The 19,225-nt window shown below is 45.0% G+C and carries 17 protein-coding genes; 12 read left to right on the top strand and 5 right to left on the bottom strand.

Features of this window, described 5'->3' with window-relative positions:
* Positions 1–35: 35 nt before the first annotated feature.
* The 10 genes from ACN0W5_RS01645 (at position 36) to ACN0W5_RS01600 (ending at position 11,255) form a co-directional block, all read left to right on the top strand.
* Positions 36–962 (top strand): AAA family ATPase, encoded by a 927-nt coding sequence (locus tag ACN0W5_RS01645; RefSeq protein WP_417452523.1) that lies wholly within the window; start codon positions 36–38, stop codon positions 960–962.
* Between the two features lie 6 nt (positions 963–968).
* Entirely contained in the window at positions 969–2,189 is a 1,221-nt protein-coding gene (locus tag ACN0W5_RS01640; RefSeq protein ID WP_417452522.1) for a vWA domain-containing protein, read from the top strand.
* Between the two features lie 13 nt (positions 2,190–2,202).
* Positions 2,203–2,550, top strand: coding sequence for an XdhC family protein (locus ACN0W5_RS01635; protein ID WP_417452521.1), 348 nt, complete (start codon positions 2,203–2,205; stop codon positions 2,548–2,550).
* Positions 2,547–3,224 carry an XdhC family protein gene (locus ACN0W5_RS01630; protein ID WP_417452520.1) on the top strand — a complete coding sequence of 226 codons (678 nt, stop codon included), beginning with the start codon at positions 2,547–2,549 and terminating at the stop codon, positions 3,222–3,224. Before ACN0W5_RS01635 ends, ACN0W5_RS01630 begins: the two co-directional genes overlap by 4 nt.
* Positions 3,221–4,837 carry an NTP transferase domain-containing protein gene (locus ACN0W5_RS01625; protein WP_417452519.1) on the top strand — a complete coding sequence of 539 codons (1,617 nt, stop codon included), beginning with the start codon at positions 3,221–3,223 and terminating at the stop codon, positions 4,835–4,837. The genes ACN0W5_RS01630 and ACN0W5_RS01625 overlap by 4 nt, the downstream gene beginning before the upstream one ends.
* Entirely contained in the window at positions 4,834–5,265 is a 432-nt protein-coding gene (locus ACN0W5_RS01620) for an iron-sulfur cluster assembly scaffold protein (RefSeq protein WP_417452518.1), read from the top strand. The genes ACN0W5_RS01625 and ACN0W5_RS01620 overlap by 4 nt, the downstream gene beginning before the upstream one ends.
* 119 nt (positions 5,266–5,384) lie before the next feature.
* On the top strand, positions 5,385–7,775 hold the full coding sequence (locus ACN0W5_RS01615) for an ATP-binding protein (RefSeq protein WP_417452517.1): 2,391 nt from the start codon (positions 5,385–5,387) through the stop codon (positions 7,773–7,775).
* A gap of 192 nt (positions 7,776–7,967) precedes the next feature.
* Positions 7,968–8,870: an NAD(P)-dependent oxidoreductase gene (locus ACN0W5_RS01610; RefSeq protein ID WP_417452516.1), complete on the top strand. Its 903-nt coding sequence runs from the start codon at positions 7,968–7,970 to the stop codon at positions 8,868–8,870.
* A gap of 212 nt (positions 8,871–9,082) precedes the next feature.
* Positions 9,083–10,132: a putative transporter gene (locus ACN0W5_RS01605; protein WP_417452515.1), complete on the top strand. Its 1,050-nt coding sequence runs from the start codon at positions 9,083–9,085 to the stop codon at positions 10,130–10,132.
* Between the two features lie 160 nt (positions 10,133–10,292).
* Positions 10,293–11,255 (top strand): carbon-nitrogen hydrolase family protein, encoded by a 963-nt coding sequence (locus tag ACN0W5_RS01600; protein ID WP_417452514.1) that lies wholly within the window; start codon positions 10,293–10,295, stop codon positions 11,253–11,255.
* 22 nt (positions 11,256–11,277) lie between these two features.
* Here ACN0W5_RS01600 and ACN0W5_RS01595 read toward each other — a convergent pair whose 3' ends face one another.
* Positions 11,278–12,954: a PAS-domain containing protein gene (locus ACN0W5_RS01595; RefSeq protein WP_417452513.1), complete on the bottom strand. Its 1,677-nt coding sequence runs from the start codon at positions 12,952–12,954 to the stop codon at positions 11,278–11,280.
* 268 nt (positions 12,955–13,222) lie between these two features.
* Here ACN0W5_RS01595 and ACN0W5_RS01590 point away from each other — a divergent pair, with 268 nt between their 5' ends.
* Positions 13,223–14,449 carry an aminotransferase class V-fold PLP-dependent enzyme gene (locus ACN0W5_RS01590; protein ID WP_417452512.1) on the top strand — a complete coding sequence of 409 codons (1,227 nt, stop codon included), beginning with the start codon at positions 13,223–13,225 and terminating at the stop codon, positions 14,447–14,449.
* A gap of 139 nt (positions 14,450–14,588) precedes the next feature.
* Here the strand turns inward: ACN0W5_RS01590 and ACN0W5_RS01585 are convergent, their stop codons facing one another.
* From ACN0W5_RS01585 to ACN0W5_RS01575, 3 genes are all read right to left on the bottom strand, one after another.
* Entirely contained in the window at positions 14,589–14,906 is a 318-nt protein-coding gene (locus ACN0W5_RS01585; RefSeq protein ID WP_417452511.1) for a hypothetical protein, read from the bottom strand.
* Between the two features lie 111 nt (positions 14,907–15,017).
* Entirely contained in the window at positions 15,018–15,719 is a 702-nt protein-coding gene (locus ACN0W5_RS01580; protein ID WP_417452510.1) for a GntR family transcriptional regulator, read from the bottom strand.
* Positions 15,716–17,098, bottom strand: a complete 1,383-nt coding sequence (locus ACN0W5_RS01575; RefSeq protein ID WP_417452509.1) for a formimidoylglutamate deiminase — start codon at positions 17,096–17,098, stop codon at positions 15,716–15,718. The genes ACN0W5_RS01580 and ACN0W5_RS01575 overlap by 4 nt, the downstream gene beginning before the upstream one ends.
* Positions 17,099–17,191: 93 nt before the next feature.
* On the opposite strand from ACN0W5_RS01575, the gene hutG reads away from it, so the two are divergent.
* On the top strand, positions 17,192–18,028 hold the full coding sequence (gene hutG / locus ACN0W5_RS01570; protein WP_417452508.1) for an N-formylglutamate deformylase: 837 nt from the start codon (positions 17,192–17,194) through the stop codon (positions 18,026–18,028).
* Between the two features lie 41 nt (positions 18,029–18,069).
* Here the strand turns inward: hutG and ACN0W5_RS01565 are convergent, their stop codons facing one another.
* Positions 18,070–18,579 carry a glycine-rich domain-containing protein gene (locus ACN0W5_RS01565; protein ID WP_417452507.1) on the bottom strand — a complete coding sequence of 170 codons (510 nt, stop codon included), beginning with the start codon at positions 18,577–18,579 and terminating at the stop codon, positions 18,070–18,072.
* Positions 18,580–19,225: the final 646 nt, after the last annotated feature.

The raw sequence follows: 19,225 nt of genomic DNA, 5'->3' as shown, positions 1-19,225 counted from the left end.
TTTTACGTTTTAATAATCTTCCTGCGGAGCACGTCATGCCTAATTCGTCTCAAATCTCTGCTTCAATTGATGACGTCCTTCAAAACCTAGCCAACGGAAAATATGTCGCCGACCGTTCTCTTGCCACGGTGATTCACCTTGCCTTGAACATGCAACGCCCGCTGTTTCTCGAAGGTGAAGCCGGGGTTGGAAAGACTGAAATCGCAAAAGTACTCGCTGCAACGCTGGATCGGCCTTTGTTACGTCTTCAATGTTATGAAGGCCTTGATATAAACACTGCCGTTTATGAATGGAACTATACCCGGCAAATGGTTGAAATCCGTATTGCTGAAGCTGCAGGGACGACAGATCGCGCGGGGTTATCCAAGGATATCTTTGGTCCAGAGTTTTTAATAAAGCGTCCATTGCTGGAAGCTTTGGAAAGCCACAATGGCAAAAGCCCCGTTTTGCTTATAGATGAGCTGGATCGTGCAGACGAAGCTTTTGAAGCCTATTTATTGGAAGTTCTCTCTGACTATCAGATTACTATTCCCGAGCTTGGAACAATCAAGGCAGAAGAGCCACCGATTGTCATCATCACATCTAATAGAACCCGGGAAATTCACGACGCCTTAAAACGTCGGTGCCTTTATCATTGGGTTGATTATCCTGATGCCCTACGAGAGCTTGAGATCCTCAAACTCAAAGCACCGGATGCAGCCGAACAGCTCAGTAATGAAGTTGTTCTTTTCGTTCAGGAGTTACGCAAAAACCCTCAAATTTTCAAACAGCCCGGTATTGCAGAAACCATTGACTGGACCAATGCATTAACACAACTGGATCGTGTCTCGCTGGCACCAGAAATCGTCAGTGACACGCTCGGAGTTCTTTTGAAATATCAGGATGACATAAGCCGTATTCAGGGCAGTGAGGCTTCTGACATTTTGAGGAAAGTACAAACAGAGATGGATCAGATAGGGTAACTCCTTATGGTTCAACAAAGCTCACACCCCAACACGCCACGTGACAAAGGTTATCTGGCAGAGAATATTCTCCATTTTGCCCGAACCTTGAGAAAGGCAGGAATTGCTCTTCCGCCAACGCGTGTTTTGGAAGCGATAGAGGCCATCCGATTTTCGGGGTTAACAAGGCGTGACGACATCTATGACACCTTCCGGTGCCTTTTTATTACCAGTAGAGATCAACAGGAGATTTTTAATCAATGTTTTCATATCTTTTGGCGCAACCCCGAGTTTTTGGAACGGGCAATGTCGTTGCTGTTGCCAACGACATTTCTTGAAAACGCGCCACAAGACGAAAAAGACAAAGCACTCAAGCGTGTGAGTCAGGCATTCGCGCCAGAACAAAAAAACCAGCTCCCAAAGGAAAAAGAGGAAGAGAAATTAGAGGTCGAGTTTGACGCTAGGCTCACCAGCTCTGACGAGAAAGTGCTTCGCCATAAAGACTTTGAACAAATGAGTGCCGCAGAACAGCAAAAAGCATTGGAACTCATTAAACGTTTGCAACTACCTGCTGAGCTAATCACCACTCGACGCTTTTCTCCATCCCTACGGAAGCAACGAATTGATACCCGCAAAACGATGCAGGCATCAATGAAACGTGGTGCAGATATTATTGAGCTGAAATATAAAGCAAAAAAGGTACAGCGAGCACCGCTGGTCATTCTCTGTGATATCTCTGGCTCTATGAGTGAATACAGCAGAATGTTGCTCCATTTCATTCACAGCCTTAGTTCCGCTCGCGACCGTATCCATAGCTTCACCTTTGGTACTGAATTACACAACATCACCAGACAGATGAAATATAAGGACGTAGATGAAGCCCTCGCCGCGGTCGGACAACAAATAGATGAGTGGTCAGGGGGAACACGGATCAGCAGCGCTATACACGATTTCAATCAGCACTGGTCACGTCGTGTTTTGGGTCAACGTGCAAATGTTCTTTTGATCACCGACGGTTTAGAGAGGGATGGCGCCTACGATCTTGCATTGGAAATGGATCGCTTACACAAATCCTGTCGAAAGCTCATATGGCTAAACCCATTGCTCAGATACGACGCATTTCAGGCAAAAGCACGCGGGATTAAATTAATGCTGCCCCATGTTGATGAATTTAGAAGTGCTCACAATATAAATAGTCTGGAAGGTTTGATCGAAAGCCTGCAAAATACCAGACGCCCCGCACAGTAACGGACGACCAAGAATGATTGAACCACAAGTAAGAGAAACATCTGCTGAAGACCTATTGAAAACCGCAGCTCGCTGGCAAGACGAAGGTCGCCAGGTTGCTCTGGCAACCGTTATTAAAACATGGGGATCATCACCGCGTCAGGCTGGCAGCATAATGATCATAGACCAGAACATGACCATGCTTGGTTCTGTCAGTGGAGGCTGTATCGAAGGTGCTGTGATTCAAGAAGCCCTAGAAATTATGGCCCACGGCAAAGCTGGTATTTTGGAATTTGGTGTCGGCGATGAACAGGCTTGGGACGTTGGCTTGGCCTGTGGCGGTACCATTCAGGTATATGTTGAACGATTGGAAGCAGCATGAAGCGCACAACACTCGATCAACTAAACCGCGCTAAATCGGCAAAGGAAACCACCGTTTTACTCACAGACCTGAAAAGCGGTGAACAGGAACTAGTGTATCCCCAAAGACCAGATGTAGATCATCCCTTGTTGGATATCCTGAAATCAGCTGTACGTGACGACAAATCTTATGTTCACGTAACTGAAAGCGGCGAGACATTCATTCAAGTTTTCAATCCACCTCTACGTTTGATCATCGTTGGTGCCGTTCATATATCACAATTTCTGGTGCCCATGGCGCAATCCGCTGGTTACGAAATTATTCTTATTGATCCGCGCAGTGCATTTGGTAACAAGACCCGCTTTCCGAATTGCAACATCAGCAATGAATGGCCAGACGAGGCCATGGAAGATCTCAAACCTGATCACAGGACTGCCGTTGTTTTGCTTACTCATGACCCCAAACTGGACGACCCCGCCCTGCTCGCATCACTTCATTCTGACGCCTTTTATATCGGTGCCCTAGGTAGCAAGAGAACCCATGCCAAGCGTCTTGATCGCCTGAAAAATTTAAATAGCCTTGAACGGATTGAAGGCCCCATTGGGCTGGATATCGGAGCAAAAAATCCCGCTGAGATTGCCGTATCCATTTTAGCCTCTATTACAAAAGCCCTCCGTCATGGGGACAGGTCGTGATTTACGCTGAAATCAAAACCGAGGACGCCAAAGGCACCTATCTGGCGCACTCGATCAACAGTCACAAAGGTCGACTAAGCAAAGGGCACCACCTGACACCATCTGACATTAATGATCTGCTAATGTCTGACATTACAACCATCACCACAATCCGGCTAGAAGAACACGATATTCACGAAGATCTCGCGGCCGCGCAACTTGGGAAATTTGTTTCTGGCAAAGGCGTCAAAACAAGCCTGGCCTTTACAGGGCGCTGTAACATTTACAGCACAGAACACGGTGTTTTTAAAACCACTCCACAAGATATTGATAAGATTAATTCAGTCGACGAGGCCATCACACTTGCGACGCTTTCACCCTATAGTGTTGTCCATCCGGATCAGCTCGTGGCCACAGCAAAAATCATTCCGTTAGCTGCCCCATCGCAAGCTCTGGAACAAACCAAAGGATTAGCTCAACTTACCGTCCATCCCTTCAAAAGGTTTAAAACGGGCCTTATCCTGACCCGATTACCGCAAACAAAAAAATCTGTCCTCGCAAAAACACAGATGGTTGTGAACCAGCGCCTCAAGTCCTGTGCGAATGAACTTTCAGAGACAACTATTGTTGATCATACCCCCACCGCAATTGCCACAGCCATTAACACCCTACGCAAGAGTAATTACGACCTCATCCTGATATTTGGCGCTTCAGCAATTGTTGACAGACAAGATGCCCTGCCCAAAGGGCTAGAGCTTTCGGATGGCGACATAGAGCATTTTGGGATGCCTGTAGATCCGGGAAATTTACTTTTGCTGGGCAATCATTCGGGGTGTAAGATCATAGGCTTACCCGGTTGCGCCAGATCACCTAAGCTAAATGGATTTGACTGGATCTTGCAGCGTATTCTTGCTGGGTTGAACGTCAACCGGAATACAATCATGCAAATGGGGTGCGGCGGGTTGCTCTCTGAAATTCCGACACGACCACAACCAAGAGAGAAAATACCTTCGGAGATCTCTCATAACGCCCCCAAAGTAACCGCTATTCTTTTGGCAGCAGGGCAGTCTCGAAGGATGGGACCGGAAAATAAACTCCTCCAGAAATGGCACGGCAAACCCCTTGTAAAATGGGTTGCAGATAATATTGGCGAGAGCCAGGTCGATCATACAATTGTTGTAACAGGACACGAAGCCAAGTTGGTACAGGAAACCCTGAGCCAAAATGATGTTGAATACATTCACAATCCTGACTTCGCCGATGGGCTGAGTACGTCTTTGATAAAAGGATTAATGGCAGTACCAGCGGATAGTGATGCTGTCCTGATCTGTTTAGGGGACATGCCGTCAATCAATAGCACACAGCTGAATCAGTTAATCAAAGCTTATGACCCTGAAAATGGGGCCGCGATCTGTGTGCCAACATTCGAGGGGAAACGCGGCAACCCCGTATTATGGAATAGAAACTTCATCCCCGAGATGTTAAATTTGAAAGGTGATAGTGGCGCAAGGCATCTTCTGGGAAACTACCCCAGTGATCTTCAAGAAGTCGTGATGAATAACACATCTGTACTTTCAGATATCGATACGCCCGAAGCACTATCCACACTGCGCAAGACAGGCTTCATAAAATGAACGAATTAATGTCTGATGACGATCTCTACAATAAAAAGCTATTGCGTCTTGCAGCCATGGGTGATTGTCGGTTGGAAAGTCCCGACTACACCATAGTCCATAACAATCCCCTTTGTGGTGATCGTATCACGCTCGACCTACGAATTGATGGCGATCTGATTTCAGGAGTTGGTTACAAAGCGCAATCCTGTGCTCTTTGCAAGGCCTCGGCACAACTTATAAAAGATCTTTCTATTGGACGTAACTTAGCTGAATTAGAAAAAGTTCATATGACGTTAAAATCCCAATTGAAGGAAAATTCACCCATATCCCTTCCAAGTAATTGGGAATCATTCCATATTTTCCAACCTGTTGCTGAAATAAAAAACAGGCATAGCTGTGTATTGCTCCCTTTTCAGGCACTCGCAAAAATAGAAACAATTTATTAAAACAAAAAATTATATAATTGTACTGATTAAAAATAGAAGTTTTGCTACCTGATCCGCAAGATTTCCAGAACTACAGCGTGCGTTATGAAATTCATCACGTGTAAAGGTTTGAAAAAACTATGTCGATTCAGAGTAAAATTGGTTCTCTTCTGGCCGTACTATTTCTCGTTTTGATCGCAACCAGTGCCGCTATACTGAAAACTGTTGTTGAACCGGAATTTGCAGATCTTGATCGTGAGAATACCATTCATCGATCACAACAAATACAAAATACACTCAATGCTGAACTAAAAGATTTGAAGATCTATTCCAGTGATTGGGGAGTTTGGGATGACACCTATGAATATATGGTCAAAAAAGATCCTGATTTTATCGCAGGCAGTGCCCCGGATGACACCTTTCTATTAACAGATATACACATGATGGCCTTTTACGATATGAACAACGATATCGTTTGGGGCCGCTGGTTTGACAAAGAGGCTGACAGCTTTACAGATCTGGATATTACCTTTGTTGATGCCAAAACCAGATCTGTAATGTCGCCCCAAGCCGTTGTTGCGAATAGTGGTATGGCAGGTTTTGCCCAGACAACCCGCGGGCCGATGATGATTGCAGCCCATCCCATCCTCAAAAGTAATCAGGATGGCCCTGCCCGTGGAATTGCCATCACCGGGCGATTTCTAGATCAAAACCGTATGGAAAAAATTGCTAAGGATCTCAACGCAGAATTTAATACGGTTGTCAGTCTGGATCAAAGCATCTCAGAAGGCCAGCACCTACCCCTCGACGTTATATCAATCCCGCTACAACCTGGCGCAATCGGCCTTTTCGACGACCAAGAAAACGGGATGCTCTACTCCTATATCGATATTATTGCCATGAACGACGTGAAATTAATGCGTCTGGTTCATCCCCATCAGATGGAGATATTAAGCAAGGGGCAATTCGCCATTTCAACGGTGCTACAACTTTTTGCCGCCTTTTTTGCCATTGCTTTGATCTTCATCGTTTTCTCGCTCCATCGAATTGTTCTTAACCCCTTGGGCACTCTACGAAGAAAAATAAACGCGATGAAGAGAAGCGAGACACTATCAACAGAAACTATTCCTGAAACCCAATCTAACGAGCTATTGCTCGCATTGGAAAGTTTCGATGCTATGGAATCAGAAATCCGCCAGCATCAAAGCGATTTGGAAGATAAAGTCCGCGACAGAACTCATTGGCTGCAAGAAACCAATGACCGGTTGGAAGAAGAAGTCATTGAAAGGCAACGAACAGAAGAAAGCTTACGCGCAGCAAAAGTAGAGGCAGAACAGGCAAGCCACAGTAAATCAGAATTCCTTGCCACGATGAGTCATGAGATTCGTACCCCTATGAATGGCATTGTGGGGATGACCAATTTAATGTTGGAAAGCCAGCTCGATGAAGAACAGCTGGATTACACAAATTCCATCAAAAGCTCCGCCGACCATCTATTATTACTTATCAACGATATTCTCGACATTTCTAAACTGGATGCTGGGGTAAGCAAACTGGAGATCAGTGATTTCAGTCTCACTGAGGTTATTGAATCAGTAACTTCAACTCAGAAACCAAATGCATTATCGAAAAATTTAACATTGCTTTCAGAAATGGATCCCGGTCTTCCTGACTGGGTGCGCAATGACCCGACCAGATTAAGGCAAGTTCTTTTTAATCTTGTTAGTAACGCAATCAAGTTCACGGATGAAGGGCATATCAAGATCTCAGTAACCCCTCTTAAACCGCGTTCTGGAAACGTTCAGTGGATCAAATTTTCCGTAGAAGATACAGGCATCGGCATCAGTGCCCCCGATCAAAAACGTATATTCGAACGTTTTACCCAAGCTGACGGTTCTTCATCCAGAAAACACGGCGGCGTAGGTCTCGGCCTATCGATTGCAAAGCATTTAAGTCAACAAATGAAGGGTGAAATCGGACTCGAAAGTACTCTTGGAAACGGCAGCACATTCTGGTTTACCGTTCCCTTTGAAATACCAGGCTCAGATCAGAAACAGAATCCAAATTCTTCCAGAGACACAGAACAAAACAAGCCTGTCTCAGAAACACTCATGAAACAAATCACGGAAACAGTGGCACTATCTGCGAATAAGCAATTACAAGTTCTGATCGTAGAGGATAATAAGATAAACCAAATGTTATTGACCAAATTTTTTACCAAACGCGGTCATGTTTCAGACATTGCCTTTAATGGTTTAGAAGCACTGGAGTATCTAAAACACAAAGATCCCGACATTATTCTTATGGATATACAAATGCCCGAGATGGACGGCATTGAAGCGACAAAAGCGATCCGTATGTTGAGTGGGGCCAAGTCAAAAATTCCGATCATTGCGGTAACAGCGAATGCTATGAAAGGTGATAGAAACACATATATCGCCGCCGGAATGGATGACTATGTGGCCAAACCAATAGATTTCGATCAACTAATGAAGATAATCAGAAAAAATGTTCCTGCGGAGAAACTCTAAGTATCGTTATTTCAGGCCACAGTATGAATAGGGGGAAAATTGAAAGCGCACGTTTAAACTAACCTTGCTAATTGTCCCTGTCGTTTAGAGGACAATCCCCTCACACCCCTTGCCCAATTCCTTTCAAGTTTCTAAGCTCATCCCAATTCATTGAAATGCCCCCGCAAGTAACCTATTCCCTAGATAGGTTACTTGCGGGGGCAACAAAAACTTAGGAGCAGGAATATGGCAAAAGTTGCGTTTATCGGTTTAGGTGTTATGGGCTACCCAATGGCAGGGCATCTAGCCGCAAAGGGGCATAACGTCAGCGTTTACAATAGAACAAATACAAAAGCCGAGGTATGGGTACAAGAACATGGAGGCAAAAGCGCGACAACACCCCGCGCCGCATCTGAAGGTGCAGAAATTGTTTTCTGCTGTGTTGGGAACGATGATGACCTGCGCTCTGTTGTTCTTGGCGATGACGGTATCTTTGCCGGTATGAGCGCAGATACAATTCTGGTCGATCACACAACGGCATCAGCAGATGTTGCCCGCGAACTTGATGCTATCGCCCGCGAAAAATCCATCCACTTTATCGACGCTCCTGTATCTGGTGGTCAGGCTGGCGCTGAAAACGGTGTTCTCACTGTGATGTGTGGTGGCGAACAAACTGCCTTTGACCGTATCAAACCCGTTGCCGATTGTTTCTCACGTGCTGTCACCCTTATGGGACCTGTTGGCTCAGGACAATTGACCAAGATGGTCAATCAGATTGCTATTGCAGGCCTCGTGCAGGGTCTCAGTGAAGCCATGAACTTCGGTCAAAAAGCCAATCTGGATATGGAAAAGGTCATCGACGTGATCTCTAAGGGAGCAGCGGGTTCCTGGCAGATGGAGAACCGAGGATCAACCATGTGCCAAGGCAAGTTCGAATTTGGCTTTGCCGTCGATTGGATGCGCAAGGATCTTGGTATCTGTTTCGAAGAATCAAAACGAAACGGTGCCCGTTTGCCCGTAACTCATCTTGTCGATCAGTTCTACGCCCAAGTCCAAGGTCGTGGTGGTAATCGCTGGGATACATCCAGTTTGGTGCATTTGCTGCAAAACGATTAAGCGAAATAAATCAATTTGATAAATAGCAGCGAGCATTCACGTCTTGCTGCTATTTTTATTTATTTAACCTAATTCGCTAACATTAAGTATTACTTTTCAAGATATTGTGATCACAAGGTTTATCGACCTTTTAAAAATAATTCGGCCTTGATCCTGCCACACGCTCTCGCCATGATACGCGAAATTCATAAAGGCCAAAAAGAAAGATCCTGATGTTTCATAGTTTTTTTAAATCCAAAGAATGGGCTCTTTGGGCCTATGGTGGAGGCCTATTATTGCTTTCAATAGTTTGGATACAGGTACAATTCTCTGTTATTTTTAATGAATGGTACCAAAGATTTTACGATCTACTCCAAAATGCAGGTGATTATAAAGATAACCCAGAAGAAGGCATTCGGTTATTCTTTGAAGCTCTTTTTGGCTTTGAGTATTTAAATGCTTGGTCTCGTGAAGATATTTCATTTCTTATAGCAGCTATGCCCATGATTCTTCTCGGGACATTTGCCAACTGGTTTACCCGGATTTACGTTTTACGATGGCGCCAAGCTATGACTTTCAACTTCATTCCGCGCTGGCGAACCGTGAAGGAAGAGATTGAAGGAGCTTCTCAACGTATTCAGGAAGATTGCTATCGTTTTGCAAGTATTGTGGAGCACCTAGGAACAGATGTTGTTAATTCAGTACTGACCTTAATTGCGTTTATCCCAATTCTCTGGACACTAAGCGATAAGGTAGAGCTTCCCTACATAAAGGATATAGAAGGCTCACTTGTATGGTTATCCTTAACGGTTTCCATTGGGGGGATTGTTATTTCATGGATAGTCGGCTCAAAATTACCCGGTATTGAATACGACAAACAAAAAACTGAGGCGGCATTTAGGAAAGATCTAGTCCTCGGCGAAGAAGATAAATCAAAATATGCTCAGCCTCAAAATCTCTTCTCTCTTTTTATAGGCGTCAAATTTAATGCGCACAGACTTTTTAAACACTACAGTTATTTTGATATTTGGAGATATTCTTATAAACAGTTAATGATTATAGCACCGTTTATTGTTATGGGCCCAAGCCTTTTTAGTGGAGGAATTCTGCTAGGGGTATTGATGAAGACGTCTAACGCCTTTGGACAAGTACATGGAAGTTTTTCTTATTTTCTAGATAATTGGGTAATTATTACAGAACTGCGTTCGATCCATAAACGACTTCGTGAGTTTGAACATAATTTACAAAAATATGAAGAAAAGAAGCCAAAAAAAGTTAAATAACGCAGGTGAGTAGCCAAACTTACCCCATATGAAAGAGCCCCCTGCTTGGGGGCTTTTTCACATTCTTGCGGTAAAGAGGACACGACAACTGATCAGGCTTTGATCCGCTTAAACCTGCGTGTTTAACTCTGGATAAATTCGTCTTATCCGGAGTTATCTTATGTCTGCCAATAAAGACCTTTTGACCGTTGGGCTTGCCCAGATCACGCCTATCTGGCTCAATCGCGAAGCTACCCTTGAAAAAATCATCGACTATATAAATCAAGCTGCAGATCAAGGCTGTGATCTCGTTGGTTTTGGCGAAGCTTTGGCACCGGGCTATCCCTTTTGGCTCGATCGCACCGATGGCGCCCGTTTTAACAACGACATTCAAAAGGAAATCCACGCCAAATATCTGGACGAGGGTGTCTGCATTGAACGCGGTGACCTTTTGGGTGTTTGTGAAGCAGCTAAGGCGCGTGAGATTGCTGTCTATGTCGGCATCATGGAACGCCCCCTTGATCGGGCAGGGCACAGCCTCTATTGCACCCTTGTTTATATCGACAAACAGGGTCAAGTCGGTTCCGTTCATCGCAAACTAATGCCAACCTACGAGGAACGGCTGGCCTGGGCGCCCGGCGATGGTCACGGTCTGCGAACACACCCGCTAGGGGAATTCACAGTGGGTGGCCTGAACTGCTGGGAAAACTGGATGCCATTGGCCCGTGCGTCGCTCTATGCACAAGGCGAAGATCTGCACTTCTCCTGTTGGCCCGGCGGTGATCACAACACCCATGATTTACCCGGCTTTATAGCTAAGGAGTCGCGTTCATATACAATGTTTGTCTGCGGCTTGATGCGCGTTGAAGACATCACAGATGACATCCCACATGCTGACCTTATCAGAGCCGGAGAAAGCACTGGTTTTCTGGCCAATGGCGGCAGTTGCCTGATGGGGCCAGATGGAAAATGGGTTATTGAACCTATTATTGGCGAAGAACGTCTAGCTATCGCAACGATTGACCACAAGCTTGTCCGGAGAGAGCGTCAGAACTTTGATCCCGCAGGGCACTATTCACGGCCGGATGTCACACAGCTCTCTGTCAATAGAGAGCGTCAATCCACAGTTAAATTTACAAGTTAAAGCGTAAGATAATCGCCTTGCATCAGTGCAGAGGTCGGTTTCCCAGACTGATCTCTGTACTTTTACTTCCTTTGGTTTTGTTGACCGGGGCCCGATCAACACTGCGTTCTCGGGGGAAATGAACACAAACATTTGTCCCCACCCCAAGCTCACTATCAATAACAACGCGTCCACCATGCAATTCAATAAGTGATTTCACAATGTGAAGCCCTAACCCGCTACCTTCGTGATTCCGTGTCAAGGCCTCGCTAACTTGATGAAAGGGGTCCATGACCTTGGGTAAATTTTCTTTACTAATACCTATCCCCTTATCAGCAATTGATAAGCTAATACCGTCTCGTTTATTCCCAGATACAGTGATAATTACATCCCCTTCGTCACGGGAAAATTTGACAGCATTAGAAAGCAGGTTGATCAATACCTGCTTAATCCGACGTGCATCCGCATAGAGATAGGGTAAGTCGCTCGGCAATTCTGTGATCAATGAAATATTATGGCTATCCGCTTTATTCAACAACATCGCCACCGATGATTCTATTACGGTAGACAGATCCACTTCTGTCTCTACAAGATCCATATCTCCAGACTCAAGTTTGGAAACATCCAGAAGATCGTTTAAAACCTCAAGCAGGTGAACCCCTGCATTATTGATATCAAAACAATAATCTTTGTATCTTTCCTGTCCCAAGGGGCCGAAGGATTCATTTTTAAGCAGTTCAGAGAACCCAATAATACAGTTCAGCGGCGTTCGAAGTTCATGGCTCATATTCGCCAAAAATTCATTCTTACTTCGGCTTGCCAATTGCTCTTTGCTAACAGCACTCCGCAACCGCCCTTCTGTTTGAATACGCGTTTGTAATTCAGTCTGCAGCTCTGCTGTGCGCTGTTTCACTCGCTGTTCAAGCCCGAGATTGGCCACTTCCAGGGCTTCTGCAACTCTTTTTTGAACGGTGATATCATTATAAGTCGTCACAAACCCATCTTGAAGCGGGTTTCCACAAACCTCTACAACAGTTCCATCCGTCCGTGTTCGTTCTAAATGATGAGGCTCGAATTTGTACGCCAGCTCCATACGTTCGTGAACCTGATGATCGATATTGCCTGGCCCATACTCTCCCCTTTCAGCATTATAACGAAAAAGGTCAGCCATAGATGTTCCGGGTTTTCCAAGCTCTTCGGGAAAATCCATAAGCTCTAGAAAACGTTTGTTACACAGCACCAGCTTACAATTGCGATCAAAAAGGGATATGCCTTGCGTAATATTTTCGACAACCGTCTTTAACTGTCCGGCAATGGCAATCACATCACCAACCAGACAGGACGAAGCATCACTGACAAGAACAGAGGCGCCGCCGTCACTCAAATTATTCATGCGGATTTGTGTTAATTCCAGGCTGGGTTTTTGGAAAACAATAGCCTGCCCAATTCCCATAAAATGAAGCCATTCGTCGAGAATTTCCGCCTCAGCCCCCTTTGCATTAACGCGCACATCACTGCAAATACAACGAAGAAGAATATCGTTTAACGGTGTGCCAGCTTTGACACTATCTTTAGGGACCCCCAAAAGCTTTTGAAAGTCATTATCGCTACCGATCAACTTACGGTCATTGTCAAAGAAAGCAACGGCTTGTTTTGGTAAGTAAAGCGGACTGGTATACTCCACAGGTGATCCTGCCTGAGTTACCTTATGTTTCCCCATACTGTGACCCCAAATGTATTAGAAGGCTTCCTTGCCAGCTCTAGGGTATCAAAGATAAAGAATAAACTCTTAAAATTTAGTTGCTCTTCAAAGTGGTACTTGACCCCAAGCCCAGAAACAGCGTTACATACTCTAAAGAATAACTAATTTTCCGTGTTTCTACCCTTAATAGCAAACACACTCTTCCTTGGCTCAAATTCCACTGATTTAGACAGATTAAAAGGCCCCTGACTCTTAATCCTCCAACATAAAGAGACAAATACCGCTCATGACAACATTAGATCTAGATTTTATTCGCTCCAATTTTCCTGCCTTTAAAGAGCCCTCTCTTGAAAACTGGTCTTTTTTTGAAAATGCGGGGGGATCTTATGCCTGCCGTCAAGTTATTGAGCGCCTGAACTCATACTATTGCAAAACCAAACTACAGCCTTACCACCCCTTTCCCGCATCTGAAGCTGCTGGACATGAAATGGATCAGGCCCTCATCAAACTAGCCGCCTATCTGAATGTTACAGAAGCTGAGATTGATCTGGGGCCATCGACCAGCCAGAACACCTATGTACTGGCACAGGCTTTTCAGGCCACCATGCAAGAAGGCGATGAAATCATTGTCACCAATCAGGACCACGAGGCAAACTCTGGCGTTTGGCGAAGATTAGCTGACAGTGGAATTATTGTTCGCGAATGGCGAGTTGATTCAGAAACCGGGTATCTGAACCTTGCTGACCTAGATAATTTATTGAACGACAAAACACGTCTTGTCACTTTTCCTCATTGCTCAAATATCATTGCTCATGTGAACCCTGTTGCTGAAATAACAGCGCGTGCCCACGCCGTTGGCGCAAAAGTTGTCGTTGATGGCGTTTCCTATGCCGGGCACGGTTTCCCCGATGTTTCTGCCCTCGGCGCAGATGTGTATCTCTTTTCGCTCTACAAAACCTTTGGCCCACATCAGGGGTTGATGGTTATCCGCCAAGAAACAAGGGATATTCTGGCTCATCAGGGGCATTTCTTTAACAAAGATCTAGCCCACAAACGACTTGTACCTGCGGGTCCAGATCATGCTCAAGTTGCAGCTTCCAACGGCGTTTCAGAGTATTTTGATGCTGTACATGCCCATCACTTTGATCATGAAGCGGATCCCCTTACGCGGGGCAAAAATGTCCATGATCTTTTTCAGGCCCATGAGCAAGACTTGATGGCACCTTTGCTCGAATATATCCGAGGGCGAAATGGTTTACGCCTTTTGGGGCCAGATACCCCCGAAGAAAGAGCACCAACCATTTCCATCATAACCAAACGTAATGGACGATCCGTTGCCGAAGACCTTTCCAAACACGGCATTATGGCCGCAGGTGGTCATTTCTATTCCTATCGGCTTTTTGAGGGAATGAATCTTGATCCTGAAGCGGGGGCCGTTCGCGTTTCCTTCGTCCACTACACCAGCCCTGATGACATCCAAAAACTACTCAAGGCATTTGATCAGGTGCTATAATCGCCACGGATCACAATCCCTGATATAAGAACAGGCTCTAATATCGATGGTAAACCAGCACTCAGCACATTTTAATCTGAGTGTTGGTTGTTACCCTTAAACAACAACCTTAATTTTTCGAAGATTACGAATATAAATATTACGGCGTTCTATCGTCAGCTTCAGAAACCGGTACTTTTCCAAGTGTTATCCTGAGAATCACAATAAACATTACGGGAACAAGGCACAAAGCAACCGCAAACACACCTTTAATCCCCCAAAATGCCCCACAGAAAATCCACATAAGCACGACATTAAGCAAGAAATACAACGTCGCATCCGAATTGGGATCCAAGAGCTCTTTGAAAAAAGAGCCTATGAGCGGCACAGCATAAATCAGCTGGAAGATTTTGGGTTCACCAGATGTTAACGTGTCAGGCATTGAGGAAGACAAACCTTGAGCCGTTGTATCAGCCATGCATATTCTCACAGTATTTTAGTCGGATATAAGATCTTGCTAAAATAGGAATGCAATCATCAAACAACAAAGTGACAGAATGTCACAGAAAATGACCCAGGTATAAAACTCTTAAATTTCTGTATGCATGCGATAGCCAGGGGCATAGGCCAAGCGAACGATTGTTACCGGAATATCAGCGTTCCATGTTGTACGATCAATTACAAAAATGGCCGCCCCTTCGGTTGCTTGTAACAGTTCAGCTTCTTGGCTGGTCGCATTCGCTGCATAGAAGGAAATGTCGCCCTTTGTTAAGGGCGTATTTTGGACCAGCCATTCGTTTGCATCAATCTCTTGCAAGTTCACATCACGAATAGCCGCAACTTCGCACAAGTTCACCCACCGATCTTCATAGAGAAAGGGCTGATTGTCCGCATAATGCAAGCTGCGAACATGCAACATCTCAACCGTGTCAGACAATCCAAGGCGACTTGCCACAGCAACCGAAGGCGGTGTCTCTGTCCTTTCCAAAACAGTATGGCGCCACGCCCACCCCCGTTGCTCAACCTCCAACCTTGTGATCGGGATTTCCAATGTTGCCTTCCGGATTGGATTCAATGCCACGCGGGTCCCCGCCTTGCGGCGACGTTCCAGCAAACCTTCGTCGGCAAGGGCACGCATCGCCCGGTTAACCGTTGCGCGCGCGCAGCCAAATTCTTCAGCTAAATTAATTTCATTGGGAATCATGTCACCGGGTAGCCAAATCCGTTCAATAATCCGGCGCATGACCTCGGCTTTTACACTTTGCCAGCTGTTGATCTCTGTTGTGGTCAAATCCGGTCCTTTAATGACATTATCGTTTTCTTGTAGCGGGCAACGATTTGATCCCGCTTGATATGATGCCCCTCTTTTACCAGATGACGGCCTGCTGACCAGACATCAGTGATCATATGGTCATCACCAGCAAAGATATAGCTGTCCAGAATGGCATCTCCGTCTTTACCCAACAGATCAACAGCATTCATATCCAGAGCAAAAAGATCCGCATGCCGTCCAACTGCGATAGCACCAGATTCACGTTGCCCTGCTTGCGATCCACCCGCCACAACAGCATCCATCAAAACACGACCCGTAGATTTTTCTTTGGTTGCAAAAACCGCCCGTCCCCGATCGCGAAGGCGTTGCGAATATTCCAACGTCCGTAATTCTTCTGATAAGGAAATGCGAATATTTGAATCAGAGCCAACCCCAAAACGGCCACCAGCATTAACATAGCGAACACCGTCAAAAATACCGTCCCCCAAGCTAGATTCTGTTATCGGACAGAGACCTGCAACAGCATTTGTTCGCGCCAAACCTTCTGTTTCGTGTGGTTCCATATGGGTGCAGTGTATCAAGCACCAACGTTCGTCCACAGCATGATTTTCTAACAACCACTCTACGGGGCGTTTACCCCATGAAGATTGGATCTCTTCAATTTCAGCTGTTTGTTCAGCAATATGCATATGCAAGGGTGCTGCCGGCGCAAGCCCTGTTGCAAAGCGCATTCCTTGCTGACTAACAGCCCGAAGGGAATGAGGCGCAACACCTAATCTTGTGTCATCCGGTAATATTTTGAGTTCTGTCGCTGCGGATTCAAAGAGTTTTTGGAATCGATCCAGCGTGTTCCCAAACCTGATTTGTCCCGCCCCCAATGCGCGACCATCACATCCACCGTGTTCGTAGAGCACAGGCAAAAGCGTCAACCCCATTCCCGTTTCTTTTGATGCCGCAATGATTCGATGGGAAAGTTCTCCGATATCATCATAAGCCACACCACCGGGTTGATGGTGTAAATAATGAAATTCACAGACCGCAGCATAGCCCGCTTCCAGCATTTCCATCTGCATATAGGCTGTAATCGCCTCGATATCCTCCGGGCTTAGATGATCCAAAAAGCGATACATAAGCTTTCGCCAAGTCCAGAAGCTGTCTTTAGGGTCCGGACCTCTGGTTTCGGTCATACCTGCCATCGCCCGCTGAAAAGCATGACTATGAAGGTTTGTCGGCGAAGGCAAAAGCACGCCAAATTTATCCGCCTGCTTAACAACAGGGGCTTCAGGAACAACACCAGACTCAACTGAAACGATCCGTCCATCATCACCAATTACAACATGCACATCCCGCTGCCATCCGCTTTGCGTAAGTGCTTGTCCTACCCACAGATGTCTCACTTCCCTGCTCCTCGCCATCGCTTGACAAAACATTATGTACATACATAATATAAATAAAGATAGACCTTATCAAGCCACGAAAAGAAAGTTTTTATGCCTTACACCTCTACTTTCGAGACACCGATGTCTCCGGTAAGCGTCACAAACGGGAATAGTCCAGTTGTGCTGGGCATGCCCCATACGGGGACCTGGCTTCCTGAAAAAATTTTAACTAAATTAAATGCTAACGGAAAAAAGCTTGCCGATACGGATTGGCATATTGACTTGCTTTACGCCGACCTTCTGCCAGATGTAACAATCGTCAAAGCAAACTTTCATCGCTATGCCATTGATGCTAACCGAGATCCTTCCGGTGTCAGCCTATATCCCGGACAGAACACAACTGGCCTATGCCCTTTGACTGATTTCGATAATCAGCCAATTTACCAAGATGGTTGCGCACCAGATGAAGCTGAAATTGAAAAACGCCGTCTGGACTTCCACGCGCCCTATCATACTGCCCTTCAGGCAGAGCTTGAACGCGTTCGCAACATTCATGGAACGGCCATTCTCTATGATTGCCATTCTATCAGGTCCACCATTCCGTTTCTCTTTGACGAGCAGTTACCTGATTTTAACATCGGCACAAACAACGGAGAGACTTGTAACAAGGTGATTGAGAAAAATGTTTGGGATATCTGTAATAGCGCACCTGAATACAGTACCGTTCTTAACGCACGCTTCAAAGGAGGCTGGACAACACGCCACTATGGGCAGCCACACAATAATATCCACGCTATTCAAATGGAACTGGCCCAGCGCACGCACTTGGAAGAAGAAAGCCCGCCCTTCGATTACGATGCAAAAAAGGCAGCAACTCTGCGCCCTTATCTCAAGAGCATTTTGGTGAAGCTAACCGAGTTGGTTGAGACCAAACAGCTACAGCGATAATAAGTTTAATGATTTACATAAAATTGCAGCAGCTATTTAAATTAAGGGGCTGAAGTAGTTTTTATTTCTTCGTCAATTGCCTTGGTAATATCAACCCCAAATTCTTGCTTGAATAAATTAACCGTATTACTAAAAGCTTTTTCTAACTGGCGTCGATCTTCTGTACTTCTTGATCCAAAATAAGGGAAATGATGAAGGTAGTAGCCAAAAATTATCTGACAATCTTCGACATATTTTCGCGTATCAAGAATGTGATTATGCCAAACAGCATCTATGGCCAAAGTCGGTGAAATATCGCTGTCATACTTCCGTAGAAGATAGAGATATTGACGATATTGCTCTATCGCGTATTTGGCATCTTCCTCTTCCCATAACAAACCAAGCTCACCTGCTGATTCTTCATTTGTCATTTTGAAGAAGATCATAGACATGTCCATATTGAAGATATAATTTTTAATATCTTCTAGTTGAGTTAATTTTTTGATTCCTGACAGTTCTAAAGGCAGCGAAAGATCGCCTGCCAGATCTTTATTTACATCAACTAATTCCATACCTAATTACTCCAAATAAAGACTGATTCCTGCATCACAAACTTCAGGAAAATCTCGCTTCAACGCGGCATTCCGTCAGCAACGAATTGGGCATACCAAGGAACATGAAATTCATATATCAGTCGGGAACAGATACAATGCCTTCGACCAGAAAGAAGACATACTTGGCTATTCTATGTGATTCACGTTCACATGCTTATAGAGTTTCAAGCACTCATCAGGCAGGTGTTAACCTACAACCACCTGATGAGCAGGCTCGATTTCGATTGATAATTCATCTGTGTGATGATCTTCGTTTTATAGGATTACCACACAAGAATATGTTAAAACTCTAGCTAGAACTCGGCATGCATAGTTTGCCGCAGAAAGCTTTTTGGTTACTTAATTTAATTTTGTATTGAGTCCGTTTCTTCGGCACAGAAACAGACTGAGCTAGAGATTGCTTGGCTTTTTTTGTTGTTACTTTGTTCATAATATTCTCCTCTGTTCTAAAAAGTTTTATTTATAGTGAGCACGTATTAGGTCATTACAAAAAAACAAGTGCAACTTAAAGAGGATTAAAAATATCAATTAACAACTTTCGATCAAGATCTCTATTCTCTAGCTAGTTTTTGTATAATTCTCTATCTATAATTGTTTTAATATT

This window comes from Kiloniella sp., assembly GCF_048270245.1.
GTDB lineage: Bacteria > Pseudomonadota > Alphaproteobacteria > Kiloniellales > Kiloniellaceae > Kiloniella.
Note: the sequence above shows the minus strand (reverse complement) of the source record. Positions and strands in the feature narration are given on the sequence as shown.